19 protein-coding genes are annotated in these 23,466 nt (G+C 72.6%); 7 read left to right on the forward strand and 12 right to left on the reverse strand.

All coding sequences use genetic code 11. From position 1 onward, the window contains the following. Positions 1-33 precede the first annotated feature (33 nt). From ilvC to AVW11_RS00025, 5 genes are all read right to left on the reverse strand, one after another. Positions 34-1,035, reverse strand: a complete 1,002-nt coding sequence (gene ilvC / locus AVW11_RS00005; protein ID WP_037928172.1) for a ketol-acid reductoisomerase — start codon at positions 1,033-1,035, stop codon at positions 34-36. 143 nt (positions 1,036-1,178) lie between these two features. After that, positions 1,179-1,703 carry an acetolactate synthase small subunit gene (ilvN, locus tag AVW11_RS00010; RefSeq protein WP_030846902.1) on the reverse strand — a complete coding sequence of 175 codons (525 nt, stop codon included), beginning with the start codon at positions 1,701-1,703 and terminating at the stop codon, positions 1,179-1,181. A gap of 32 nt (positions 1,704-1,735) precedes the next feature. Next, a complete protein-coding gene (locus tag AVW11_RS00015) occupies positions 1,736-3,622 on the reverse strand; it encodes an acetolactate synthase large subunit (RefSeq protein WP_030846899.1) in 1,887 nt (628 codons plus the stop codon). A 204-nt stretch (positions 3,623-3,826) separates the two neighbouring features. Next, complete coding sequence (locus AVW11_RS00020) at positions 3,827-6,721, reverse strand: putative bifunctional diguanylate cyclase/phosphodiesterase (protein WP_420856351.1); 2,895 nt, start codon at positions 6,719-6,721, stop codon at positions 3,827-3,829. A gap of 284 nt (positions 6,722-7,005) precedes the next feature. Further along, the gene (locus AVW11_RS00025; protein WP_030846893.1) at positions 7,006-7,953 is read right to left on the reverse strand and encodes a 2-hydroxyacid dehydrogenase; all 948 of its coding nucleotides are present in this window, start codon (positions 7,951-7,953) and stop codon (positions 7,006-7,008) included. 72 nt (positions 7,954-8,025) lie between these two features. Here AVW11_RS00025 and AVW11_RS00030 point away from each other — a divergent pair, with 72 nt between their 5' ends. Both AVW11_RS00030 and AVW11_RS00035 read left to right on the forward strand, forming a co-directional pair. Further along, positions 8,026-9,033, forward strand: a complete 1,008-nt coding sequence (locus AVW11_RS00030) for an aldo/keto reductase (RefSeq protein WP_030846891.1) — start codon at positions 8,026-8,028, stop codon at positions 9,031-9,033. 107 nt (positions 9,034-9,140) lie between these two features. Then, the gene (locus AVW11_RS00035) at positions 9,141-10,376 is read left to right on the forward strand and encodes a PQQ-dependent sugar dehydrogenase (protein WP_079250453.1); all 1,236 of its coding nucleotides are present in this window, start codon (positions 9,141-9,143) and stop codon (positions 10,374-10,376) included. 188 nt (positions 10,377-10,564) lie between these two features. On the opposite strand, the gene AVW11_RS00040 is transcribed toward AVW11_RS00035, so the two are convergent. From AVW11_RS00040 to AVW11_RS00055, 4 genes are all read right to left on the reverse strand, one after another. Then, positions 10,565-11,173, reverse strand: a complete 609-nt coding sequence (locus AVW11_RS00040; protein WP_076042850.1) for a hypothetical protein — start codon at positions 11,171-11,173, stop codon at positions 10,565-10,567. A gap of 97 nt (positions 11,174-11,270) precedes the next feature. Continuing rightward, on the reverse strand, positions 11,271-11,825 hold the full coding sequence (locus AVW11_RS00045) for a GNAT family N-acetyltransferase (protein WP_030846877.1): 555 nt from the start codon (positions 11,823-11,825) through the stop codon (positions 11,271-11,273). A gap of 39 nt (positions 11,826-11,864) precedes the next feature. Further along, complete coding sequence (locus tag AVW11_RS00050; protein WP_076042851.1) at positions 11,865-14,114, reverse strand: MMPL family transporter; 2,250 nt, start codon at positions 14,112-14,114, stop codon at positions 11,865-11,867. Positions 14,115-14,323: 209 nt separating this feature from the next. Beyond that, positions 14,324-14,755, reverse strand: coding sequence for a cupin domain-containing protein (locus tag AVW11_RS00055; RefSeq protein ID WP_076042852.1), 432 nt, complete (start codon positions 14,753-14,755; stop codon positions 14,324-14,326). Positions 14,756-14,816: 61 nt separating this feature from the next. Here AVW11_RS00055 and AVW11_RS00060 point away from each other — a divergent pair, with 61 nt between their 5' ends. Together AVW11_RS00060 and AVW11_RS00065 are read left to right on the forward strand one after the other, a co-directional pair. Beyond that, positions 14,817-15,626: a GNAT family N-acetyltransferase gene (locus AVW11_RS00060; protein ID WP_076042915.1), complete on the forward strand. Its 810-nt coding sequence runs from the start codon at positions 14,817-14,819 to the stop codon at positions 15,624-15,626. Between the two features lie 133 nt (positions 15,627-15,759). Next, positions 15,760-16,260, forward strand: coding sequence for a DinB family protein (locus AVW11_RS00065; RefSeq protein ID WP_076042853.1), 501 nt, complete (start codon positions 15,760-15,762; stop codon positions 16,258-16,260). A gap of 24 nt (positions 16,261-16,284) precedes the next feature. Here AVW11_RS00065 and AVW11_RS00070 read toward each other — a convergent pair whose 3' ends face one another. Further along, positions 16,285-17,016 (reverse strand): siderophore-interacting protein, encoded by a 732-nt coding sequence (locus tag AVW11_RS00070; RefSeq protein ID WP_060176842.1) that lies wholly within the window; start codon positions 17,014-17,016, stop codon positions 16,285-16,287. Between the two features lie 52 nt (positions 17,017-17,068). Here AVW11_RS00070 and AVW11_RS00075 point away from each other — a divergent pair, with 52 nt between their 5' ends. Continuing rightward, positions 17,069-19,315: a penicillin acylase family protein gene (locus AVW11_RS00075; RefSeq protein WP_079250454.1), complete on the forward strand. Its 2,247-nt coding sequence runs from the start codon at positions 17,069-17,071 to the stop codon at positions 19,313-19,315. Further along, positions 19,312-19,911 (forward strand): GNAT family N-acetyltransferase, encoded by a 600-nt coding sequence (locus AVW11_RS00080; protein ID WP_076042855.1) that lies wholly within the window; start codon positions 19,312-19,314, stop codon positions 19,909-19,911. Before AVW11_RS00075 ends, AVW11_RS00080 begins: the two co-directional genes overlap by 4 nt. Here the strand turns inward: AVW11_RS00080 and AVW11_RS00085 are convergent. After that, the gene (locus tag AVW11_RS00085) at positions 19,889-20,722 is read right to left on the reverse strand and encodes an alpha/beta fold hydrolase (protein WP_076042856.1); all 834 of its coding nucleotides are present in this window, start codon (positions 20,720-20,722) and stop codon (positions 19,889-19,891) included. The two genes, AVW11_RS00080 and AVW11_RS00085, sit on opposite strands and share 23 nt — an antisense overlap. 189 nt (positions 20,723-20,911) lie before the next feature. Between AVW11_RS00085 and AVW11_RS37285 the strand changes: the two genes are divergently transcribed. After that, complete coding sequence (locus AVW11_RS37285) at positions 20,912-22,840, forward strand: protein kinase domain-containing protein (RefSeq protein ID WP_240528088.1); 1,929 nt, start codon at positions 20,912-20,914, stop codon at positions 22,838-22,840. Here AVW11_RS37285 and AVW11_RS00095 read toward each other — a convergent pair. Beyond that, positions 22,830-23,369, reverse strand: a complete 540-nt coding sequence (locus AVW11_RS00095) for a hypothetical protein (protein ID WP_076042858.1) — start codon at positions 23,367-23,369, stop codon at positions 22,830-22,832. The two genes, AVW11_RS37285 and AVW11_RS00095, sit on opposite strands and share 11 nt — an antisense overlap. Positions 23,370-23,466 lie beyond the last annotated feature (97 nt).

Here is a 23,466-nt window from a genome sequence, read left to right on the forward strand (position 1 = left end):
GGACCCTACCGTCCCGGCCCCGCCGCGGCGAGATCAGCTCTCGTCGCTGTCGACCCAGCTCATCAGCTTGCGCAGCTTCTTGCCGGTGGTCTCGAGCAGGTGCTCGGAGTCGGCCTTCTTGTACTCGTTGTACTTCGGCAGACCGGCCTTGTACTCGGCCATCCACTCCTCGGCGAACTTGCCGCTCTGGATCTCCTCGAGGACCTTCTTCATCTCGGCCTTGGTGGCGTCGGTGATGACGCGCGGGCCGGTGATGTAGTCGCCCCACTCGGCGGTCTCGGAGACCGACCAGCGCATCTTCTCCAGGCCGCCCTCGTACATGAGGTCGACGATGAGCTTCAGCTCGTGCAGGCACTCGAAGTAGGCGATCTCCGGCTGGTAGCCCGCCTCGGTGAGGGTCTCGAAACCGGCCTTGACCAGCGCGGACGCGCCACCGCAGAGGACGGCCTGCTCACCGAACAGGTCGGTCTCGGTCTCCTCGGTGAAGGTGGTCTTGATGACGCCGGCGCGGGTGCCGCCGATGCCGGCCGCGTAGGAGAGCGCCAGGTCGAAGGCCTTGCCGGTGGCATCCTGCTCGACGGCGGCGATGCACGGAACGCCGCGGCCCTCCTCGTACTGGCGGCGGACCAGGTGGCCCGGACCCTTCGGGGCGACCAGCGCGACGTCCACGTTGGTGGGGGGCTTGATGAAGCCGTAGCGGACGTTGAAGCCGTGGCCGAAGAAGAGCGCGTCGCCCTCCTTGAGGTGGTCCTTGATGGACTCCTCGTAGATCTCGGCCTGCAGCGGGTCCGGGGTGAGGATCATGATGACGTTCGCCCACTCGGCGGCCTCGGCCACGGGGACGACCTTCAGGCCCTGCTCCTCGGCCTTGGCCTTGGACTTCGAGCCCTCCTTCAGGCCGACGACGACGTCGACGCCGGAGTCACGGAGCGACAGCGCGTGGGCGTGGCCCTGGCTGCCGTAACCGATGACCGCGACCTTGCGGCCCTGGATGATGGACAGGTCGGCGTCGTTCTCGTAGAACAGCTCGGCCACTGGGATATCTCCTTGGTGCGCTGGTGTTGCTCCCACCGTACGGCGGGGAACGGAATCTGAGTTTGTCGGTCTCGCTATGCGGGCCGAGCGTGTCTGCCGCGGCCTCGGCGCCTGCTGTGCCGCGGCAGCCGGGGCCGGCCGGGTCAGGCGCTGCGGTCGAGCGCGCGCAGGCTGCGGTCCGTGATGGACCGTCCGCCGCGCCCTATGGCGATCGTGCCGGACTGCACGAGTTCCTTGATGCCGAAGGGCTCCAGCATCTTGAGCATCGCGCCGAGCTTGTCGGAGCCGCCGGTCGCCTCGATGGTGACGGCCTCCGGGGAGACGTCGACCGTCTTGGCGCGGAACAGCTGGACGATCTCGACGATCTGCGAGCGGGTCTCGTTGTCGGCGCGGACCTTCACCAGGACGAGTTCGCGCTCGATGGCGTTGTGCTGCTCCAGCTCGACGATCTTGAGCACGTTGACCAGCTTGTTGAGCTGCTTGGTCACCTGCTCCAGCGGGAGGTCCTCGACGTTGACGACGATGGTGATGCGGGAGATGTCGGGGTGCTCGGTGACGCCGACCGCGAGGGAGTCGATGTTGAACCCGCGGCGGGAGAACAGGGCGGCGATCCGGGCGAGGATGCCGGGCGTGTTCTCGACCAGGACGGAGAGCGTGTGCTTGGACATGTGAGGCGTTCTCTCTCTCAGGCTCTCTCGGCTCAGTCGTCTTCGTTGTCGCCGAAGTCGGGACGGACGCCCCGGGCTGCCATGACCTCGTCGTTGGAGGTGCCGGCGGCGACCATCGGCCACACCATGGCGTCCTCGTGGACGATGAAGTCGATGACGACGGTGCGGTCGTTGATCGCGTTGGCCTCGGCGATGACCTTGTCCAGGTCGGCGGGGTCCTCGCAGCGCAGCGCCACGCAGCCCATCGCCTCGGAGAGCTTGACGAAGTCCGGGACGCGCGTGCCCTTGCGGGGCGCGGTGGACTCGCCGAGCTGGGAGCCGACCGTGTCGTGACCGGTCTCGTCGGCGTGCAGGACGGTGTTGGAGTAGCGCTGGTTGTAGAACAGCGTCTGCCACTGGCGCACCATGCCGAGCGCACCGTTGTTGATGATCGCGACCTTGATCGGGATGTTGTTCAGGGCGCAGGTGACCAGTTCCTGATTGGTCATCTGGAAGCAGCCGTCGCCGTCGATCGCCCAGACCGTGCGCTCGGGCATGCCGACCTTGGCGCCCATCGCGGCCGGGACCGCGTAGCCCATGGTTCCGGCGCCGCCGGAGTTCAGCCAGGTGCGGGGCTCCTCGTACTTGACGAAGTGGGAGGCCCACATCTGGTGCTGGCCGACGCCGGCCGCGAAGACCGTGCCCTTCGGCGCGAGCGCGCCGATCCGCTCGATGACCTGCTGCGGGGAGAGGCTGCCGTCCTCGGGCAGGTCGTAGCCCAGCGGGTACGTCTCGCGCCAGCGGTTGAGGTCGTTCCACCATGCGGTGTAGTCGCCGGGGTTGCCCTCGGTGTGCTCGGCCTGGACCGCCTGGATCAGGTCGGCGATGACCTCGCGGGCGTCACCGACGATCGGGACGTCGACGGCGCGGTTCTTGCCGATCTCGGCCGGATCGATGTCCGCGTGGATGATCTTGGCGAAGGGGGCGAAGCTGTCCAGCTTGCCGGTGACGCGGTCGTCGAAGCGGGTGCCGAGCGCGATCAGCAGGTCCGACTTCTGGAGCGCCGTGACGCCGGTGACGCTGCCGTGCATGCCGGGCATGCCGACGTGCAGCGGGTGGCTGTCGGGGAAGGAGCCCAGCGCCATCAGGGTGGTGCAGACCGGGACGCCGGTCAGCTCGGCGAGGACCTTCAGCTCGGCGGTCGCGCCGGACTTCATGACGCCGCCGCCGACGTACAGGACGGGGCGCTTGGCCTGGCAGATGAGCTTGGCGGCCTCGCGGATCTGCTTGGCGTGCGGCTTGGTGACCGGGCGGTAGCCGGGGAGGTCCTGGGAGGGCGGCCACGAGAAGGTGGTCTTCGCCTGCAGGGCGTCCTTGGCGATGTCCACCAGGACCGGGCCGGGACGGCCGGTGGAGGCGATGTGGAACGCCTCGGCGATCGTCTTCGGGATGTCCTCGGCCTTGGTGACCAGGAAGTTGTGCTTGGTGATCGGCATGGTGATGCCGACGATGTCCGCCTCCTGGAAGGCGTCGGTGCCGATCGCCTTGGAGGAGACCTGGCCGGTGATCGCGACGAGCGGGACGGAGTCCATGTGCGCGTCGGCGATCGGGGTGACGAGGTTGGTGGCGCCCGGACCGGACGTGGCCATACAGACGCCGACCTTGCCGGTGGCCTGGGCGTAGCCGGTGGCGGCGTGGCCGGCCCCCTGCTCGTGGCGGACCAGGATGTGACGGACCTTCTTGGAGTCCATCATCGGGTCGTACGCGGGGAGGATGGCGCCTCCCGGAATCCCGAAGACGGTGTCGCACCCCACCTCTTCGAGAGAGCGGATGAGGGACTGCGCACCCGTGACGTGCTCAACTGCGGCGGACTGCTGTCCGCCGGAACGGGGCCGCGGCTGCGGATGGTGGGCCCCGGTGGCCTGCTCGGTCATCGGCATTCTCTTCTCGAAGCTGAGGGTTCTACGCGGATTCGACTCTGTGCCAGTGCAACAAAAAACCCCTCGTGCCAGGAGGCAAGCGAGGGGAGCGCGTCGGGTGTGTTGAGCGGGGACATGCAGGCCCCAGCTTCAGCCGACGCGCTTTCCAAGTACGAGAATTCGGGTGCGCATGGCATTGACCCTCCCTCTGGCGGGAGGGTGATGTCAAGTAGGTGGGACGGGCGTCTCATTATGTGAGCCTCTGCGGATGACCATCGAGCCCCCGGAGGAGCCGCCCGCCAGTGCGGGCTGGGCCGCTCCGCCCGGTACTGGGAACGTACCGCGCACCAGCGCGCGCCGCAGCCTGTACTCGTCGAGCGGGCCGGAAAACGCCATCCCCTGGCCGTGTGTGCATCCCATCGCGCGGAGCGCGGCCACCTGCTCGGGCAGGTCCACCCCGTCGGCCACCGAGCGCATGCCCAGGTCGTTTGCGATCCGCAAGAGCCCGGCTGTGATCTTGTGCAGGCGGGCGGACTCGACCACTCCCTCCACCAGGCCGCGGTCCAGCTTGAGCATGTCCACCGGGAGGCGGCGCAGGGCGCTGATGGCCGCGTAGCCGCTGCCGAAGCCGTCGAGGGCGATTCCCACCCCGAGGCGGTGCAGGGCCGCCAGGCGCCGCTCCAGGTCGTCGAAGGGCACTCTGGGGTCGGACACGGCGAGCTCCAGCACCAGGGCCCCGGAGGGCAGGCCGTGCCGGGTGAGCAGGGCTTCCACGGAGCCGAGGGGCATGGCGCTGTCCAGCAGCCGCTGGGCGGTCATCCGCACAGCCACGGGCACGTCGTGCCCGGCCCGGTGCCGGTCGGCGGCCTGCTCGACGGCCGCCTCCAGCAGCCAGCGCCCCAGCTCGGCGGTGCGCGAGGCGTCCGGGCCCGCGCCGGCAGCTCCGCCGCCGCCCGCCGCGCTCTCGCTGTACTCGGCCACCCGGAGGAACTCGGCCGGCGTGAAGAGGATCCCCTGGGCGGAACGCCATCGGGCCTGGGCGGCGACGGCTGCGACCTCGCCGGTGGACAGCGAGACCACGGGCTGGTGCAGCAGCGCGAACTCGCCCTCGTGCAGTGCGGTGCGCAGGCGGCCCGCCAGCTCGGCCTTGCGCACGACCTCGGCCTGCATCTGCGGGGCGTAGGTCTCGACGCGGTCCTTGCCGCCCGCCTTGGCCCGGTACATCGCCAGGTCCGCGTTGCGCATCAGGTCCGAAGGGGTGATCCCGGGGTCGGCGAAGGCCACGCCGATGCTGGCGGCCACCCGTACCTCGCTGCCGCCGATCCGGTAGGGCTGGGAGAGCTTGGCGCGCAGCCGGTCGGCGATCTCGCGGACCTGGTACTCGCGGGCGCTGCGGTCGCGGCTGCCGTCGCCCAGGATCAGCGCGGCGAACTCGTCGCCGCCGAGCCGGGCGGCGGTGTCCCCGGCCCGGACGGAGTCCTGGAGCCTGCGGGCGGCCTCGATGAGCAGTTCGTCGCCGGCCTGGTGGCCGATGGTGTCGTTGACCGCCTTGAAGCCGTCGAGGTCGATGAAGAGCACGGCGGTGCTGTGGTCGCCCGCACGGCGGCCCGCCAGGGCCTGGCGCACGCGCCGGGTGAAGAGGGCCCGGTTGGGCAGGTCGGTCAGCGGGTCGTGCTCGGCGCTGTGCTGGAGCTGGGCCTGGAGCCGGACGCGCTCGGTGACGTCGCGGCTGTTGAGGATGAGGCCGCCCTGGTGGCGGTTGACGGTGGATTCCACGTTCAGCCACTCGCCGCCGCCCGACTTGAAGCGGCATTCGATGCGGGTGGTGGGCTCCTCGGCGGGGGGTGCGGCGAGGAAGCGGCGTACCTCGTGGACCACCCTGCCGAGGTCGTCGGGGTGGATGAGGGCGGCCAGTTCGGTGCCGACCAGCTCCTCCGCCTCGCGGCCGTAGACCCCGGCGGCGGCCGGGCTGACGTAGCGCAGGGTCCCGGTGGGTGCGGCGATCATGATGACGTCGCTGGAGCCCTGGACCAGGGAGCGGAAGTGGTTCTCCTTCTGGGCCAGTTCCTGGGTCAGCGCGATGTTGTCGAGCAGCATGATGCCCTGCCGGATGACGAGGGCGAGCACGACGGTGCAGCCGGTGAAGACGACCATCCTGTCGACCTTCCGGCCGTCCACGACGTTGTAGAGGATGCCGAGGGTGCACACGGCGGCCGCGAGGTACGGCGTGAGGGCGGGCAGTGATCCGGTGATCGGGCGGCTGTGCGGCCGGTCCCGGCGCGGGTGCCCGGCCGGCACCGGGCTGTGGTGGATGCGCCGGGCGCCCCAGGGCGCGTACGCGAGCAGCAGCGAGCCGGCGAACCAGCCGGCGTCGAGCAGCTGCCCGGACTGGTACTCGGCGCTCAGCAGGGGCGAGGTGAACAGGGCGTCGCTGAGGACGGTCAGGGCCAGCGCCGCGATGGCGGTGTTGACGGCGGAGCGGTTGGTCTCGCTGCGCCGGAAGTGCAGGACGAGGACCATCGAGACGAGCGCGATGTCGAGCAGGGGGTAGGCGAGGGAGAGCGCGGCGCGCGGGACGCTGCCGGGGGCGCCGGACTGCGCGGTGCGCGCGGCGTGGGCCAGGGCCAGGCTCCAGGACAGGGTGAGGAGGGAGCCGCCGATGAGCCAGGAGTCGAGCCCCAGGCACACCCAGCCGGCGCGGGTGACCGGGCGTTTGGCGAGGACGAGCAGGCCCACGATGGCGGGCGGGGCGAAGCAGAGGAACGCGAAGTCGGCCACCGAGGGCTTCGGCACGTCCTGGCCGAGGACCACCTCGTACCAGCCCCAGACGGCGTTGCCGCAGGCGCCCATGAGGGAGGAGAAGGCGAAGAGCAGCCAGGCGGGGCGCTCCCGGCTGTCGATCGTCCGTGCGTAGGTGTAGCAGGAGACGGCGGCGAGCAGACCGGCCGCGCTGAGCCCGAAGTCGCCCATGATCTCAGCGACTTCCTCGGACCCCCAGTTGAGGGCGGCGCCGACGGCGTACCCGCCGCTGACGACCGCGAGGATCAGCTGCATCGCCAGGCCCCTGCCTCCGCCCGAGACGGACGGCCGGTCCAGGAGCGCCGCCCCCGGGGTGCTCACCGGTCCCCCTCGCCGGCTGGTTCCGGCGCGGTCCAGTCTCGGCAGCGCCGCCTCCGGCGGCTGTGCCGCATCGGATCCTTCGTCCATTGGCCGTGCATCGCCCGTCGCCCCCCAAAGTGTCCGATCACTCCCCAGCGCCAGACGTTCGTGGCGCAGCCCCTTCTTCCGGACGATACACCACTTTCGTCACTCAGGGACATAGTTGCTCTACGCTCCGTTACCGGACGGGGAGTTGTCGCAACCTATCGCGTTCGGGTGACTGCGGAGGGTACACGGGCCGGGGGTCATTCCGTGATCAGTACGGTGTGCTCCACGGGCTCCCCGGCGGCGAAGCGGGTGAGCTGGCGGGCCAGCAGCCGCTTGGCGCGCGGCTCGAACGCCGAGCTGCTGCCGCCGACATGCGGCGTGATCAGGACGTTCGGCGCGTGCCAGAGCGGGTGGCCGGGGGGCAGCGGTTCCGGATCGGTGACGTCGAGGGCCGCGCGCAGCCGGCCCGACTCCACCTCTGCCAGCAGGGACTTGGTGTCGACGACGGGTCCGCGCGACACGTTCACCAGCAGGGCCCCGTCCTTCATCCGACCGAGGAACTCGGCGCCCGCAAGAGCGCGGGTGGCGTCGGTGAGGGGGGTCACGAGGATCACCACGTCGGCCCGCGGCAGGAGCCGGGGCAGATCGGCGATGGCGTGCACCGGGCCCCGGGCGGCGGTCCGCGGCGAACGGGCCACGCGGTCGATCCGTTCGCACTCGAAGGGCACGAGCCGGTCCTCGATGGCCGAACCGATCGATCCGTAGCCGATGATCAGAACTGACTTGTCGGCGAGGGCGTCGTAGAAGCCGGAGCGCCACTCCTCGCGGTCCTGCCCGCGGACCATGCCGGGGATGCCGCGCAGGGAGGCGAGGGTCAGCGCGAGGGCCAGCTCGGCGGTGCTGGCCGTGTGGACCCCTGCGGCGTTGCACAGCCGTACGCCGGGGCGCAGGTCTCCGAGGCGGCCGAGCACGTCGTCGATGCCGGCCGTCAGGGTCTGGACGACCCGGACGGCCGGCATCGCGGCGAGCGGGCGCACGGTGACGGCGGCGGACTTCATGTAGGGGGCCGCGTAGAAGACGCAGTCGGCCGGATCGGCCGGGAAGGCGTCCTCTCCGTCCCACTGGCGGTACCGGAAGGAGTCGGGGAGGCCGGCGACCTCTTCGGCGGGAAAGGGGAGCCAGACGTCCCCGGGCGTTGCAGTCATGATCACGAGGCTATGCCAAGCCGTCTTGATCAAGCCGTTAGTTTGGTGGCCGAAGTGGAGGGGGACGCAGGGGTGGAGCGCAGGTCGATCGGGGCAGGGGCGCTGAGCGTGGGCGCAGTCGGCCTCGGCTGTATGCCGATGAGCTGGGCGTACGCGCCTTCGCGGCGGCGGGGGCATGAATCCCTGGCCGCCGTGCACGCGGCGCTGGACCTGGGGTCGAACCTGCTCGACACGGCCGATGTGTACGGGCCGTTCACCAACGAGCTGCTGCTGGGGCGGGTGCTGCGGGAGCGGCGGTCCGACGCGTTCGTGTCGGCCAAGGTCGGGCTGCGGGCCGGCGACCAGCACGTGGTGGCCGACGGCAGGCCCGGCTACCTGCGGCGGGCGTGCGACGCCTCGCTACGGCGGCTGCGCACGGACGTCATAGACCTCTACCAGCTGCACCGGGTGGACCCGGAGGTTCCGGTGGAGGAGACGTGGGGGGCCATGGCGGAGCTGGTGAGCGCGGGGAAGGTGCGGGCGCTCGGCTTCTGCGCGCTGGGGGCCGGGGCCGGCCCGGGGGCGGGGCGCCGCGGCGACCGCGGCTACCGGACGACGCTGCGGCACCTGGAGCGGCTCCAGCAGGTCTTCCCGGTGAGCGCGGTGCAGGCGGAGCTGTCGGTGTGGTCGCCCGGGGCGGCGCGGCAGCTGTTGCCGTGGTGCGCCGCGCGCGGGGTGGGTTTCCTGGCCGCCATGCCGCTGGGCAGCGGTTTCCTGACCGGGACGCTGACGCCGGGCCAGGGCTTCGAGCCGCAGGACGTCCGGGCCCGGCACCCGCGGTTCACAGCGGAGGCGATGGCTTCGAACCAGGTGCTGGTGGCGGGCCTGCGGCGGGTGGCGCGGCGGCACGGGCCCGAGGTCACGGTCGCGCAGGTGGCCCTGGCCTGGGTGCTGGCGCAGGGGCCGCAGGTGGTGCCGGTGCCCGGCGCGGACCGGGCGCACTGGGCGGTGGAGAACGCACGGGCGGCGCAGCTGCGGCTCACGGCCGGGGACCTGGCGGAGATCGCGGACCTTCCGGTCGACGTGGGAGCCTGGGACTGACCGCCCAAACCACTCGATCGGGTGTACGAGTGGTGGAACTTCGGGAGCTGCCCGGCCTGTTGAGACGGGTGAAGGGCAGGATCGGAGGACCGGAAGGGAGCAGGGCGATGCGATACGGAAGTTCTCCCGGGCAGGCGGGGTTCGAGGGGCGGGGCGCGCGGCGCCCGAGCGTGCTGGCGGCGGTCGCGCTGGCCGGGTGCGGTGCGCTGCTGGTGGCGGGATGCTCCCCGGAGGGGGCCCCGGCCACCGGGCGGGGTGGTTCCCCGCCGGGCGCGAGCGCGGCGGGGTCCGGGTCACCGGGCCCCTCGGGGAGCGGGACCGCCTCGCCGCCTGCGTCCGGGCCGCCCGCGAAGGGGGCGGTGACGGTCACCGGCGAGGCCGCCAAGGACCTCCAGTCGCCCTGGGGCGTGGCCCCGCTGCCGGGAGGTGACCTGCTGGTCGCCTCCCGGGACAAGGGGACGATCAGCCGGATCGCGGCCGGGTCGGGCGCGGTGACGCAGATCGGCGAGGTCCCGGGGGTGGAGCCGGGCGGCGAGGGCGGGCTGCTGGGGCTCGCGCTGTCGCCGGACTTCGCCGCGGACCGTCTGGTGTACGCCTACTTCACGACCGCGTCCGACAACCGCATCGCACGGCTGCGCTACGACGAGCAGAGACCTGCCGGGCAGCAACTGGGCGCGCCGGACACCGTGTTCCGGGGGATCCCCAAGGGGCTGATCCACAACGGCGGGCGGATCGCCTTCGGCCCGGACGGGATGTTGTACGCGGGGACGGGAGAGACCGGTGTCACCGGTCTCTCCCAGGACAGGAAGTCGCTCGGCGGCAAGATCCTTCGGATGACTCCGGACGGGGATCCGGTGCACGGCAATCCGGAGGCCGATTCGGTCGTCTACTCCTACGGGCACCGCAATGTGCAGGGCCTCGCCTGGGACAAGGACAAACGGCTGTGGGCGGCCGAGTTCGGACAGAACACCTGGGACGAGCTGAATCTGATCGAGCCCGGCGCGAACTACGGCTGGCCCGACGCCGAGGGCAAGGCGGGCCGGCCGGGTATGCGGGATCCGGTGGCGGTGTGGAAGACGGACGAGGCCTCGCCGAGCGGGATCGCCTGGGCCGAGGGGTCGATATGGATGGCCGGGCTGAGGGGCGCGCGGCTGTGGCGGATCCCGTTGTCCGGGACGGAGCCGGTCGCCGCGCCGGAGGCCTTCCTGCAGGACGAGTACGGCCGGCTGCGGACGGTCATCGCTCTGGGAGGCGACCGGCTGCTGCTGGTCACGAGCGAGACGGACGGGCGCGGCTCCCCGGAGCCGGGCGACGACAGGATCCTGACCCTGACGGTGCGGTGACCGGCATGCCGACCGGTCCCGGGCGGGCTGAAGAGCCGCCGCCGGCGGTGTGATCCCAGGTGCGTGCCGCAGGGGGTACCGGCCCATCGGTCGCATGCCGCGCCCGCCCGGCGGGGGCCGGGGGCCTGGGGCCGGGCGCCTTGGTCCGGCGCGGGGCGCCGGGGGGCCCCGGGCTCCCAGGGCACTGCCTAGGCGGCCCCTGCCTTCGGGATGGCCAGGAGGAGGTCGAAGTACATGAGGACGAAGAGGAGGAGGCCGAGGGCTCCCAGGCCGATGCCCGCCCAGGAGACGGACCGCACCCAGGTGGGGAGCGTGCGCTCGGGGGTGCTGAAGGCCGGAAGGGCCAGCACGAAGGTGGCGATGATCAGGGCGAGGGCCGAGAAGACGCCGTTGACCATGGCGGTGGTGTGCCAGGGGTCGACGAACTGGGCGGCGATCTGCGCGTTGGCGTCGGCGGCCTGGCTCAGCTCCAGACGGGCGGCGACGCTCGCGCGCTCGGACACGATGCCGGCGACCCAGCTTCCGCTGAGGGCGACGACGGAAAGACCGGCGGAGACGATCGCGAAGGCCGCGGAGCCCACATGGCCCGGCTGCTCGGCGTCGGCCTGGTCCTCGGCGAAGTCGTCGTCGAGGTCGGCGTCGCTGAGCGCGGAGTCGGCGTCGGCGTCGGTCGCCGCGGCGAGGTCGGCGTCGGCCTTGGCCTCGACCGCGGCGTCCTGGGTGGTCTCGCTCTTGTCGAGGTCGACCTGGGGGTCCGCCTCGGCGGCGTTCGGGGCGGGGGTCTTCGTGGTGTCCATGCGGGGCACCGTAGGGGTCGCGTCTGAGAGTTCTCTGAGAATCCGGTGGTCGTGGCCGTATCGGGCCCCGCGTCCGGCGGGGCCCGGCCGGTGTGCCTCAGGAGGTGCGGGTGGCCGCCCACTCGTGGGCGAGGATCGACCACAGCTCGGTGTCCTGGCGGACGCCCCGGTGGAGGTGGTTCTCCCGCATGACGCCCTCGCGGGTCATGCCGAGGCGTTCGGCGACGGCGAGGCTCTTCTTGTTGCCGGTGGCGGCGCGCCACTCGACGCGGTGCATGCCGCGCTCGCCGAAGGCGTAGTCGATCAGGACCCGGCAGGCCTCGGTGACCAGGCCGCGGCCGGCCGCGGCGGGCTCGAGCCAGCAGCCGATCTCGCAGTTCCCGGCGGCGGCGTCGAAGTTGGGGAAGAGGACGCCGCCCACGAGGGTGCCGTCGAGGCGGATGCCGAAGAAGCGGGCACCGTCCTCACCGGCCTTCACGGCGTACGTGGCCAGGAAGGACCGGGCGGAGTCGAGGTCCGGGGAACGGTCGGGGAAGCCGACGTAGCGGCCGATGAACTCGCGTCCGCGTTCGATGTGCGCGAAGAACTCCTCGGCGTGCCGGGCCTCCAGCGGGAACAGCTGGGCGCCTTCGGCGAGGTCTATCGAGAACATGCGGCTTCTTCCTTGGGTCTCGTGCGGCGGTTCGCCGGATCACCGGGAGGCTGTGGCGGCCTCGGTGTCGTCCTCGCTCGTCGTGAGGACCTCGCCGGACCGCTGTGCCGGAAGTTTCGCATGCGGCCGGTGTTCGGGGGGCTCGATGCTGATCCTGGGCAGCCGCCGGTCGAGCCAGGCGGGCAGCCACCAGTTGGCGCCGCCGAGCATGTGCATCAGGGCCGGGACGAGGAGGGTGCGCAGCACGAAGGCGTCGAGGGCGACGGCCGCGGCGAGCGCGATGCCGAACATCGCGATGATCCGGTCGCCGCTGAGCACGAAGGCGAGGAAGACGGAGATCATGATGACGGCGGCCGAGTTGATGACCCGGCTGGTCTCGGCGAGGCCGACGCGTACAGCCCGCCGGTTGTCGCCGGTCTCCAGCCACTCCTCGTACATGCGGCTGACGAGGAAGACCTGGTAGTCCATGGAGAGCCCGAAGAGGACGGACACCATGATCACGGGCAGGAAGGGTTCGATGGGGCCGGCACTGCCCAGGCCCAGCCGTTCGCTGCCCCAGCCCCACTGGAAGATCGCGACCACGACGCCGAAGGAGGAGGCGACGGCTGCGACGTTCATGGCCGCCGCCTTCAGCGGGATGCCGATGGACCGGAAGGCCAGCAGCAGGAGCAGGCAGCCGAGGGCGATCACGACGGAGACGAAGAGCGGCAGCTTCCCGATGATGACCTCGGCGAAGTCGTCGTAGGCGGCTGTCACGCCGCCGACGTGGACCTCCATGGAGTTGCCCTGGCCGGCGCGCGGGATGACGTCCTGGCGGAGGGTGTCGACGAGGTCGCTCGTGGCCCTGGACTGCGGGGCGGAGTCCGGTATGACGGTCAGGACGGCCGTGTCGCCGCTGCGGTTGAAGACGGCGGGGCCGGTGGAGGCGACGCCCGGCGTCGTACGGAGCGCCTGCTCGAGCCGGTCCACGGCGAGCCGGTCACCGGCGCCGTCCAGGCGGGCGACGACGGCGAGCGGGCCGTTCGCGCCGGGCCCGAAGCCCTCCGCGAGCAGGTCGTAGGCCTGCCGGGTGGTGGAGCCGGCGGGGTTGTTGCCCTGGTCGGAGGTGCCCAGGTGGAGGGAGAGGGTGGGCAGGGCCAGGACCACCATGACGGCGGTGGCGAGGGCACCGAGCAGCTTGGGGTGGCGCTCGACGAAGGCGGACCAGCGGGCGGCGAAGCCGGAGGTGCGCTCGGGCTGCGGGCCCTCGGCGGCGAGCCTTCGGCGTTCGCGGCCGGAGAGGGCGCGCATGCCGATGTAGGACAGGAGGGCCGGCAGCAGGGTGACGGAGGCGGCGACGGTCAGGACGACCGTCACGCACGCGGCTATCGCGACGCCGTTGAGGAAGTTCAGCCGCAGCACCAGCATGCCGAGCAGTGCGATGCAGACGGTGGCGCCGGCGAAGAGGACGGCCCGGCCTGTGGTGGCGACGGCCCCGGCCGCCGCCTCCTCCACCGGCAGGCCCCGTGCGAGGCCCTTGCGGTGGCGGGTGACGATGAACAGCGCGTAGTCGATGCCCACGCCGAGGCCGATGAGGGTGCCGAGCATGGGGGCGAAGTCGGCGACCGGCATGGCGTGCCCGAGCAGGGTGATGCCGAAGTAGGCGGTGCCGACGCTGACGAGGGCGGTCGCGATGGGGAGCAGGCTCGCGGCGAGGGAGCCGAAGGCGAGGTAGAGGACGAGGGCCGCGACGGCGACGCCTATGACCTCGGCGAGGTGCGCGGTGGGGGCCTCGGTGAGCTGGATGGCGCGGCCGCCGAGCTCGACCTGGAGTCCGCCGGCCTCGGTGGTGGGGTTCTTCGCGGTGTCGACGACCGCCCTGGCCTGGGCCTTGGGTACGGAGTCGGCCGGCTGGTCGAAGGTCACCACGGCGTAGGCGGTGCGGCCGTCGGGGCTGATGCGTGCGGCGCTCTCGGGGCCGGGGCCGTAAGGGCCTTCGACCGATCCGACACCGGGCAGAGCGGCGACGGCGTCGAGCGCCCGGGTCATGCGCTGCTCGATGTCCGGGGTCCGTGCGTTGTGGTGGTCCGGGGCCCGCCACACGATGGTGTCGGTGTCGCCGCCCTGGCCGTGGAAGCCTTCGCGCAGGAGGTCGTTGGCCTTGCCGGACTCGGTGCCGGGGACCTCGTAGTTGTTGGAGAACGCCGCTCCGGCGGTCACTGCGGCCGCCGCGGTCCCGCCGAGGGTGAGCAGCCAGATCAGGACGGCGAGGAGGCGGTGGCGCATGCACCACCGCGCGAAGACTGCCAACGGACGTGCTCCCTGGTGGTTCGGATCTTTACCGGGAGGCAGCCCGTCGCAAAGAACGCGTGAACTCGTGAAGGCCCGGCCGGACGCCTGGGGGGTCGCCCCGTGGTTCGGCCCAGATGGTCTGCTACCTCCACGATCGCAGCGTTTCGTGATCGTCGGCCCTTTTCGTGTGCATCATCACAGGAGGACCAGGAGGTGCGTGGGAACTCTCAGGTCCCGGCGGGGGCCCGGCCGGAGGTCTCCGGGGACAGGGCGCCGGTGCGGTGATCGGGCTCGTCCACCCGGTAGCCGGGGATCGAGGGCCAGCGGACGGTGAGGACGACCGCGTCCTCCTCCGCGTACCAGGAGTGGTCCACGCCGCGGCCCCAGAGCACGTAGTCGCCCTGTTCGGCGAGGACGACGGTCCGCCCCGGGAACTCCAGCCGGAAGCGTCCGCTGATCAGGACCAGCAGTGCGGTGCGCTTCTCGGCGGTCGCCCAGCGCTCCCGTTCGTCGCCCTTGGGGTGGACGCCCCATTTGATCTCCACGTCCTCGCTGTGACGGGGATCGGCCGGGTCCTTGAAGTGGCCGAGGAGCCAGCCGCGGTCGGCGGCGGCGTCGGGGCCGGCCTTGCCGGTGTGGATGGTGAGGTCGTCGTTCACGCTGGTGAGGCTAATGCAGTTGTGGGGGCCGGCCTGACGCTGGTGAGCTGGCCGGATGACGATGGATCGTGATGAGCTGCTGGCGGTGCGCGCCCGGTACGACGCCGAGGTGCGTGAGGATGCCCGACCGGACGGCGGGGACGCTCTCGTGGAGCGGGTGGGCCCGGTCGTCCGGCAGAGCGTGCCCGGCCTCGGGTGGAACGGCGTCCTGTGGTCGGACCTCGACGAGGGGACGGCGGATGCGCAGATCGCGGCGCAGGTGGCGTTCTTCTCGGAGCGCGGCTGCCCGGACTTCGAGTGGAAGCTGTACGCGCACGACGGGCCGGCGGACCTCGGGGACCGGCTGAGGGCCGCGGGCTTCGTACCGGAGCCGCCGGAGACGCTGATGGTGGGGCGGACGGCCGAGCTCGCGCAGCTGCCGGTGGAGCCGCCGGAGGGAATCACCCTGCGGGTGGTGACGGACGAGGTCGGTGTCGACCTGATGATGGAGGCCCACGCGGGGGCCTTCGGCACGGAGCGGCCCCGGATCCGCGAGGCACTGCTGAGCCGGCTGCGCGACGAGCCGGAGACCGTCGCCGCGGTGGTAGCGATGGCGGGCGACACCCCGGTCAGCGCGGCCCGGATGGAGATGCGGCCGGGCTCGGCCTTCGCCGGCCTGTGGGGCGGCGGCACGGTCCCGCAGTGGCGCGGCCGGGGCATCTACCGCACGCTCGTCGCCCACCGCGCGCGCCTGGCGGCGGAGTTCGGCATCCCCTACCTCCAGGTGGACGCCTCGGACGACAGCCGCCCGATCCTGGAGCGGCTGGGCTTCGGCGTGATGGGCGTGACGGTGCCGTACATCTGGACGCGGCCCGGCCCGGACGCGGGCTGAGGCCGGGCGGGCCGGCCCGTCCGGCCCGGCCCGTCCGGCCGGGCAGGGCGCCGGGCAGGGCGCCGGGCAGGGCGCCGGGCAGGGCGCCGGGCAGGGTTTCGCGGCCCGGGGGCGGACAGGCAGGATCGCGGGCATGGAACGCATCAGCCCGCCCCTGACCGGGGACGAACGCGAAACCCTCCGGGCCTACCTCGACTACCACCGGGCCACCCTCGCCTGGAAGTGCGAGGGCCTCACCGACGAGCAGCTGCGCCGCGCCTCGATGCCGCCGTCCACGCTGTCCCTGCTGGGCCTGGTCCGGCACATGGCCGAGGTGGAGCGGCACTGGTTCCGCCGGGTCGTCGGCGGCGAGGAGCTCCCGCACCTGTGGTCGGACAGCCACGACTTCCAGGCCGCCTACGACGCCTCCGGCTCCGACCGCGCCGAGGCGTTCACCGCCTGGCAGGAGGAGGTGGCGCACGCCCGCCGCATCGAGGCGGCCGCCGCGTCCCTGGAGGTGACGGCGTACGTACCGCGCTGGGAGGAGGAGGCCTCGCTGCGCCTGGTCATGCTCCACCTCATCCACGAGTACGCCCGCCACAACGGCCACGCCGACTTCCTGCGGGAGGCGATCGACGGGGCGACCGGCGCCTAGGGAGGCCGGCGCCGGCCCCGCGACTCAGGCCGCTCGCCAGTAGCCCAGGCCGTTCACCCGCTGCTTGGGCAGGCCGAGGTCCTTGCGCAGGTAGGCCGTCAGGGTGCGGGTCGTGGCCGTGTCGCAGGCCAGCCAGACATACGCCGATCCGGGGTCCCCGAGCAGCTCGGGCAGCTCGGCCCGGACCCGGTCGGCCAGCGCCGTGCCCTCGCGCGGCACCCGGCGCAGGTCGTGCCGGTCGGCGTCCAGGCGTACCGGAAGCTCCTCGTCGGAGGTGTGCTGGGTCTCGAACCAGATGGTCGCGGGCAGCTCGGGGAAGGAGTCCAGCAGCGAGTTGATCGCCGGGAGGGACGCGGGGTCGCCGATGACCAGCAGGCGTTCCGGCGCCGGAGCGGGGGCGGTGAATCCGGTGCCCTGGACGGTGGCCTCGATGGTGTCGCCCGGCCGGGCGCCGCGCGCCCAGTCGCTGGCGACGCCGTCGTGGAGCGCGAACTCGAAGCAGAAGGTGCCGGCCTCGGGGTCCGGGTCGACCAGCGTGTACGCCCGCTGGTGCGGCTTGTCCGCGTTCTGGAACCAGACCCGCACCCACATCGTCGGGTGCAGCGATGCGCCGGCGGCGGCCAGCAGTCCGCCGTCGGTGAAGTACACCCGGCGGTAGTGTTCCGTGACGTCTTCCGCCCCGGTCACCGTGAACGTGAAGTCCTTGCCCCGCAGGAGCTTGAGGACCACACCCTCCCAACCCTTGCCGACCGCCATGTCCGACCCCTCCCCTGACACCTTTATAGTTAGGGCAGCCTAACCTAAACGCATGTCGGGGAAGAGTGAGAGCAGCGTGAGCAGTGTGAGCAGCGAGAGCGACCCTGAGTCGCACACGGGCGCCCCGGACGAGCCCCACGGGCCGACCCCGGAATCCTACGACGTCTTCCGCGACCCCTGGGGCATCCCCCACCTGCGCGCTTCGGACGAACTCGAACTCGCCCGCGCCCAGGGCCGCGTCACCGCTTTCGACCGCGCCTGGCAGCTGGAGGTCGAACGGCACCGCGCCGAGGGCTCCAGCGCGTCCTTCCTGGGCCCGGACTCCGTCGTCTGGGACCGTTTCGCCCGCCAGAGCCGCCTGGCCGACACCGCCCGCCTCTGCTACGAGGCCATGGAGGCCGACGACCCCGCGACTTCGGCCTGGGTGCGCGCGTACGTGGACGGCGTCAACGAGGGCATGGCCGCCGGCGCCGCCCGGGACGAGCGCTTCGCCCGCACCGGACTCGCCCCCTCGCCCTGGGAGCCGTGGGTGCCGCTGGCGATCTGGGTCGCCACGCACATCCTGTTCGCGGGCTTCCCCACCAAGCTGTGGCGCGAGCGCGTGGCCCGCGCCCTCGGCGAGGAGACGCTCACCCTCTTCGCCACCGACGGCCCCCGCATCGCCGGCAGCAACGGCTGGATGGTGCCGGGCGACCGCACCACCACCGGCGCGGCGATCATCGCGGGCGACCCGCACCGCTTCATCGAGGACCCGGGCGTCTACCAGCAGATCCGCCTGTCCTGCCCGGAGTACGACGTCCTGGGCCTCGCCGTCCCCGGCGTCCCCGGCCTCGCCCACTTCGGGCACACCGGCTCGGCCGCCTGGGCCATCACCAACGCGATGTCCGACTACCAGGACCTGTACGTCGAGCGGCTGCGCCGCGGCGGTGACGGCGCGGCCGTCGAGGCGCTCGGCCCGGACGGTGTCTGGGAGCCGGTCGCGCGCCACACGGAGACCATCGCCGTGGCGGGCGGCGACGACGTCGAGGTGGAGATCCTGGAGACTGCCCGCGGCCCGGTGATCGTGCACGCGGACGGCGACCCCGGCGCCGGCGCCGCAACCGACGCCGCAACCGCCACCGACTCCCGCACCGGCACCGGCACCGCGGGCAGCGCCGACGGCAGCACCTGGACCCTCTCCCTGCGCTATCCGCCCCGCGTCCGCCGCGACCTCGGCTTCGCCACCCTCCCCGCCCTGCTGCGCGCCCGCACCGTCGCCGATATCGACCGCGCCCTCGACGGCTGGGCCGAGCCGGTCAACGTCGTCCACGCCGCCGACACCGAGGGCGGCCTGCTGCACCGCGTCGCGGGCGCCGTGCCGCTGCGCCACGACACCAACCGGCTGCGCCCCGTGCCCGCGTGGGAGCCGGAGCACGCCTGGCAGGGCTGGGCGCCGACCCCCGCCGAGCCCGTACAGGGCTTCGCCGTCATGGCGAACGCACGCGGCATCGCCTCCCCGCTCGGCGTGGAGTTCGCGCCCCCGCACCGCGCCGACCGCATCCGCGAACTGCTCAGCGGCTCCGCCGACTGGTCCCCGAAGGCGATGGCCGACGTACACCGGGACACCTACCTGGCTTCGGCCGAGCCGCTGCTCGCCCTGCTCCCCGGCTTCGAGGAGCTGACGCCGGCCGCGCAGGAGCTGCGGACCCGGCTGCTGGCCTGGGACCGGCGGATGGAGGCCGGGAGCACCGACGCCACCCTCTTCTCGGCCCTGCGGACCGCGACCGTACGGCGCCTCGCCGCCGACCCCGTCTTCGCGGACCTGGCAGGGGCGCCCGCCGGACCGGCGGTGTTCCACCCGTGGCTCCACCTCGTTCCCAAGATCGGCTACGCGCTCGAAGGCCTGCTCACCTCGTCCCTCGTGCCGGAGCTGGACCGTGCGGCGCACGTCCGCGCCGCCCTGGAGGAGACGGCAGCGGCGAACTCCCCCGACACCCCGTGGGCGGAGGTCCACCGCCTGACCCCCTGGCAGGCGGTCCCCGACCCGGACGCTCCCGAGTGGCCCGGCCTCGGCGGCGACCACGACTGCGTGAACGCCACTTCCTCCGTGCCCGGCTTCACCGACCTCACCGCCCGCGCGTCGGCCGCCCGTTACGTCTGGGACCTGGCCCGCCGCGAGGACAGCCTGTGGGCGGTCCCGCTGGGCGCGGACGGCGTCACCGGAACCCCCCACCACCGCGACCAGCTCCCCCTGTGGGCACGCTGCGAACTCGTCCCCGTCGTCACCGACTGGGCCCGGCTCACCAAGGAATCGATATGACCTCCGCCCTCTCCGCCCGGCAGCCCGTCTACACGCACCTCGTCGAGGGCTTCGGCACCGTCACCATCACCCCGGTCGACCCGGCCGCCGACGCCGGCCTGATCCACGGCTGGGTCACGCAGGAGCGGGCCCGCTTCTGGGGCATGGGCGAGGCCAGCCTCGAACTGGTCCGGGAGATCTACGAGGACGTCGACCGCCGCACCACCCACCACGCCTTCATCGTCGCCCGCGAGGGTGAGCCGGTCGCCCTGTTCCAAACGTACGAGTGCGCCGAGGACCGGGTCAGCGAGTGCTACGACGTGCTGCCCGGCGACGTCGGCGTGCACCTGCTGATCGGCCCCTGCGAGGGCGCCCCGCAGCCCGGCTTCAGCGCGAGGCTGATGGAGGCCTTCTTCTCCTTCGTGTTCTCCGACCCGGCCACCCGGCGCGTGGTCGCCGAGCCGGACGCGCGCAACACGAAGGCCATCGCACGGCTGGAGCGCACCGGCTTCGTCCTCGGCCCGGAGGTCGTGCTCCCGGAGATCGACCTGCCCGAGGTCTACCTCCCGGCCAAGCCGGCCCGTCTCGCCTTCCTCAGCGCACCGCGGGGCCGCTGAGGAAGTCGGTGACCAGCGCCGCCCATTCGGCCGGGCGCTCGGCGAACGGGAGGTGCCCGGTGGGCAGTTCCACGAGCCGCGCGCCCGGCAGGGTGTCCGCCAGCTCCCGCTGGAGCGCGAGCGGCACGAGGAGGTCCTCGGTGGTCGCGACGACGAGGGCCGGCACGTCGAGGCACGCGATCTCGGCGCGCAGGTCCGCACCGTCGAGCAGCGCGACGTGGTCGGCGGTGCCGGGCGGGAGCGAGCCGGCGGTGTCCCGCACCACCTGCTCCACCTCGCCGGGGGTGAGGCCTTCCAGGACTGTCGGGTTCAGTACGAGCGGCACCAGGAGCGAGGCCATCAGCTCCCGCTCACCGCGCTCGGCGAGCTCCTTCCAGAGGCGGCCGACCAGGTCCAGCCAGTTGCCGGACCGCGCGAAGGTGGCGGTGAGCACGATCGCGGTGACCCGCTGCGGATGCCGGGCGGCGACCCGGACGGCAACGTTCCCGCCGAGCGAGTAGCCGAGTACGGCGAACCTCTCCAGCCCCTCCGCGTCGGCGGCGGCGACCAGTTGGTCGGCCATGTCGTCCAGTCGGAGCGGCTCGTCGGCGCGCGGGGTGCCCCCGGTCCCCGGATAGTCGACGCCGACGACGCTGAACCCGGCGGCCAGCGCGTCCAGGACCGGTCCGAAGTTGGTCTCGACGGAGCCGCCGCCCCCGTGGGCGAGCAGCAGGCCCGGACCTCCGCTTCCGGTGCGGACGGTGCGGACGGTGCGGACGGTGCGGGCGTAGGGGGCGTAGGGGGCGGTCTCGGTCGTCGCGGTGACGGGCATGGCTGGACCTCTTCAATTCTGTAGCGGTCGTTACGTATCGAACCGTACACGGATTCTTTAGCGTGCGCTACGGAATCCTGTCCTGCGCCGAACACCTTCGCGGTACGGCAAACCGATCGTTCCGATTGACCGCGTGATTCCGGCCACGGAAGACTGATGGCCCATCACCCATGCGGCGCTGGGGGGAAATTGACCAGCCAGAATCTGCACATCGGGCCGGACGCGGCAGCGGACCGCTACCGCCTGCTCAGGTCGATCGGGCGCGGCGGGGAGGCCGTGCTGTACCTCGCGGAGATCGAGCTCGCCGGCGGGTCGGAGCCCGTGGTCGTCAAGGTGCTCGACTCCAAGACCACCATCACGCCCGAGGTCTTCGACCGCATCAGCCAGAAGTGGAACGAGCAGGCCGAACTGCTCAGATTCGTCCACCGGCCCGGCGTCGTGGGGGTGCGGGAGCACTTCGAGGGCCCGCCGATCCACCGGCCCGGGGAGTCGTCCACCCTGACCGGGCGGGCGCTCGTCCTCGTCATGAACCACATCGACGGGCTCGACCTGCGGGACTGGCGCGCCGAGCGGACGCTCGCCACCGCCGCCGAGCGGCGCGAGGTCATGCGGACCCTGGAGCAGTTGGCCGAGGTGCTGGACTGGCTGCACTCGGGGAAGGCCACGCCCTCCGGGCGGCAGGTCGTCCACGGGGACCTCTCCCCCGGCAACGTGATGGTCGACGCGCACGGGCAGGCCACGCTGGTTGACTTCGGCCTCAGCAAGCTGACCGCCGACCACCAGACGGCCGAGGTCTGGTTCACGCCCGGCTACGCCGCCCCCGAGGTGTTCGAGGGCAAGCGGACCCCCGGCACCGACCGGTACGCCTTCGGGGCGATCGCGTACTTCCTGCTCAGCGGTGAGTCCCCGCCGGCCTCTCCGCAGCAGCTGGCCCGGGCGATGGCCGAACTGCCCCAGATCGCGGTGCTGGACGCCGAGCAGCGGGCCCGGATCACGGCCCTCTACGCGGAGGAGCCGTCCCGGCGGCCGGTGAACCTGGCCGGGTGGATGAAGGACCTGCGCCGCGCGGTAGTGTCCACGACGGCGGCGACGACATCGCAGCGGCCCCCGCAGGACTCCCCGCCGAAGCCGGCCGCGCCACCACAGCCCGCCGTACCGCCCCAGCCGGCCACCCCGCCGGACCGGCCCGCGCAGTCCGTGCCGCAGCCGCCGCCGTACGTGCCGACCGCACCGGCGACGGCTCCCGACCCGGCCCCGGCACCACCTGCCACGCTCGCGGACCCGGCCCCGTCCGCGCCCACGGCGTCGGCGCCCGCGCCCGCGGCTACGGCGGCGCAGCCACCCGCGGCCGTCCCGGACGCGGTGCCCGCCGGATACGGCCCGGCCGCGGCGTACCACCAGGGCCCGGGCATGCCGGCGGCCGTGCCCCAGCCGTCCGCCGCGCAGCCGAGGAGGAAGCGGACCGCGGTGGTCCTGGGCTCCGCGGCCGCCGTGGTGGTGCTGGCCGTGCTCGCCGTGGTCGGCGTACAGCTCCTGGGCGACAAGGACAAGGCCGACGCCGCGCGGGACGGCCGCTCCGGCGGGGACGGCACCCGGGCGGCCACGACCCCCGCGTCGCCCACCCCGTCGCAGTCCGGGGCGACGGCAGGGGCCTTGAACGGGGCCACGCCCGAGGCCCCCGCGAGCCCGGAGGGCTCGGCGAGCCCGCACGCCCCGGGGGCGGTCAAGGACAGCAACGTGGCCGACCTGACCGTGCTGGCGTCGGTCGGGAACGTCGACAACTTCGAGGTGGGCTCCGCCAAGCTGAACACCACGGAGTACGGCGCGGCTCTCCTCGGCAGCTGTTACTACGGTGCGGCCATCGAGTACGACGTCAACCGGGCGTGGTCCACGCTGGAGTTCACCGCCGGGATCGACGACGGATCTACCGTGGAACAGGCGCGGCTGACCATCTCGGTGGACGACAAGCCCGCGATCTTCTCCGAACTGGTCCACCTGGGCAGGCCGGTCACCAAGGCCCTCGACATCAAGGGCGCCCTGCGGCTGCGCATCAAGGTGGAAGAGGGCTGCAAGGGCCGCGGCAACGCCGTCCTCGCCGCCCCCGTCCTCACCCGCTGACGGGCCCGGACCCGTCCGACACCCCGAGGTCGGCCCGCATGGCCGCGCGCATCTCCCGCAGCAGGGCCCAGATCTCCTGCTGGTCGCGGGAGACGGTGGCCATGGTCTCGCCTTCCTCGGGGGCGCCCCGCTCCAGGCGCTTGACCTGGCCGTAGACCCGGCTCAGGGCGTGGTTGACGGCGCTCGCGGGCCCGAGCACGGCGTCCGGCGCGATCATCTGCGCCTCGGAGTAGCGGTCGCGCTGGGCGTCCTTGGCCTCGTCGAGCGCCTCCCGGTCCGCGTCCTCGACCGCGCGCTCCCGCATGACGTGCAGATGGCGGTTGAGGGCGGTGGTGAACTGCCGGGCGTCCCGGTTGAGGTCTGCGTAGCAGGTCCGTCGCAGCGCCAGGTAGTCACGGATCTCCTCGTGACCGCGCAGGAGTTCCATCTCCCGGCGCTTCGCCCGCTCCGCGCCCCGCTGGGTGAGCAGCGCCCCGCCCAGGGTGCCCACGACACCCACGGCGGCGATGACCATCGCACCGATCTCCACCCTCGACTCCCCCGTCCTCGGTCGGCTTCGACGGTCCAGTGTGCGGGAGAAGACCGAGGCCCCGCACCTTCCGGTGCGGGGCCTCGTGCGCGATGCG

This window comes from Streptomyces amritsarensis (genome assembly GCF_001953875.1).
Lineage (GTDB): Bacteria > Actinomycetota > Actinomycetes > Streptomycetales > Streptomycetaceae > Streptomyces > Streptomyces amritsarensis.

What these genes read in the sequence shown, in the direction of transcription:
- AVW11_RS00035 (WP_079250453.1), top strand. Translation starts at nt 9,141, where the DNA reads ATGCGATACGGAAGTTCTCCCGGGCAGGCGGGGTTCGAGGGGCGGGGC.
- ilvN (WP_030846902.1), bottom strand. Translation starts at nt 1,703, where the DNA reads ATGTCCAAGCACACGCTCTCCGTCCTGGTCGAGAACACGCCCGGCATC.
- AVW11_RS00075 (WP_079250454.1), top strand. Translation starts at nt 17,069, where the DNA reads ATGTCGGGGAAGAGTGAGAGCAGCGTGAGCAGTGTGAGCAGCGAGAGC.
- AVW11_RS00085 (WP_076042856.1), bottom strand. Translation starts at nt 20,722, where the DNA reads ATGCCCGTCACCGCGACGACCGAGACCGCCCCCTACGCCCCCTACGCC.
- AVW11_RS00015 (WP_030846899.1), bottom strand. Translation starts at nt 3,622, where the DNA reads ATGCCGATGACCGAGCAGGCCACCGGGGCCCACCATCCGCAGCCGCGG.
- AVW11_RS00070 (WP_060176842.1), bottom strand. Translation starts at nt 17,016, where the DNA reads ATGGCGGTCGGCAAGGGTTGGGAGGGTGTGGTCCTCAAGCTCCTGCGG.
- AVW11_RS00060 (WP_076042915.1), top strand. Translation starts at nt 14,817, where the DNA reads ATGGATCGTGATGAGCTGCTGGCGGTGCGCGCCCGGTACGACGCCGAG.
- AVW11_RS00080 (WP_076042855.1), top strand. Translation starts at nt 19,312, where the DNA reads ATGACCTCCGCCCTCTCCGCCCGGCAGCCCGTCTACACGCACCTCGTC.
- AVW11_RS00025 (WP_030846893.1), bottom strand. Translation starts at nt 7,953, where the DNA reads ATGACTGCAACGCCCGGGGACGTCTGGCTCCCCTTTCCCGCCGAAGAG.
- AVW11_RS00040 (WP_076042850.1), bottom strand. Translation starts at nt 11,173, where the DNA reads ATGGACACCACGAAGACCCCCGCCCCGAACGCCGCCGAGGCGGACCCC.
- AVW11_RS00045 (WP_030846877.1), bottom strand. Translation starts at nt 11,825, where the DNA reads ATGTTCTCGATAGACCTCGCCGAAGGCGCCCAGCTGTTCCCGCTGGAG.
- AVW11_RS00065 (WP_076042853.1), top strand. Translation starts at nt 15,760, where the DNA reads ATGGAACGCATCAGCCCGCCCCTGACCGGGGACGAACGCGAAACCCTC.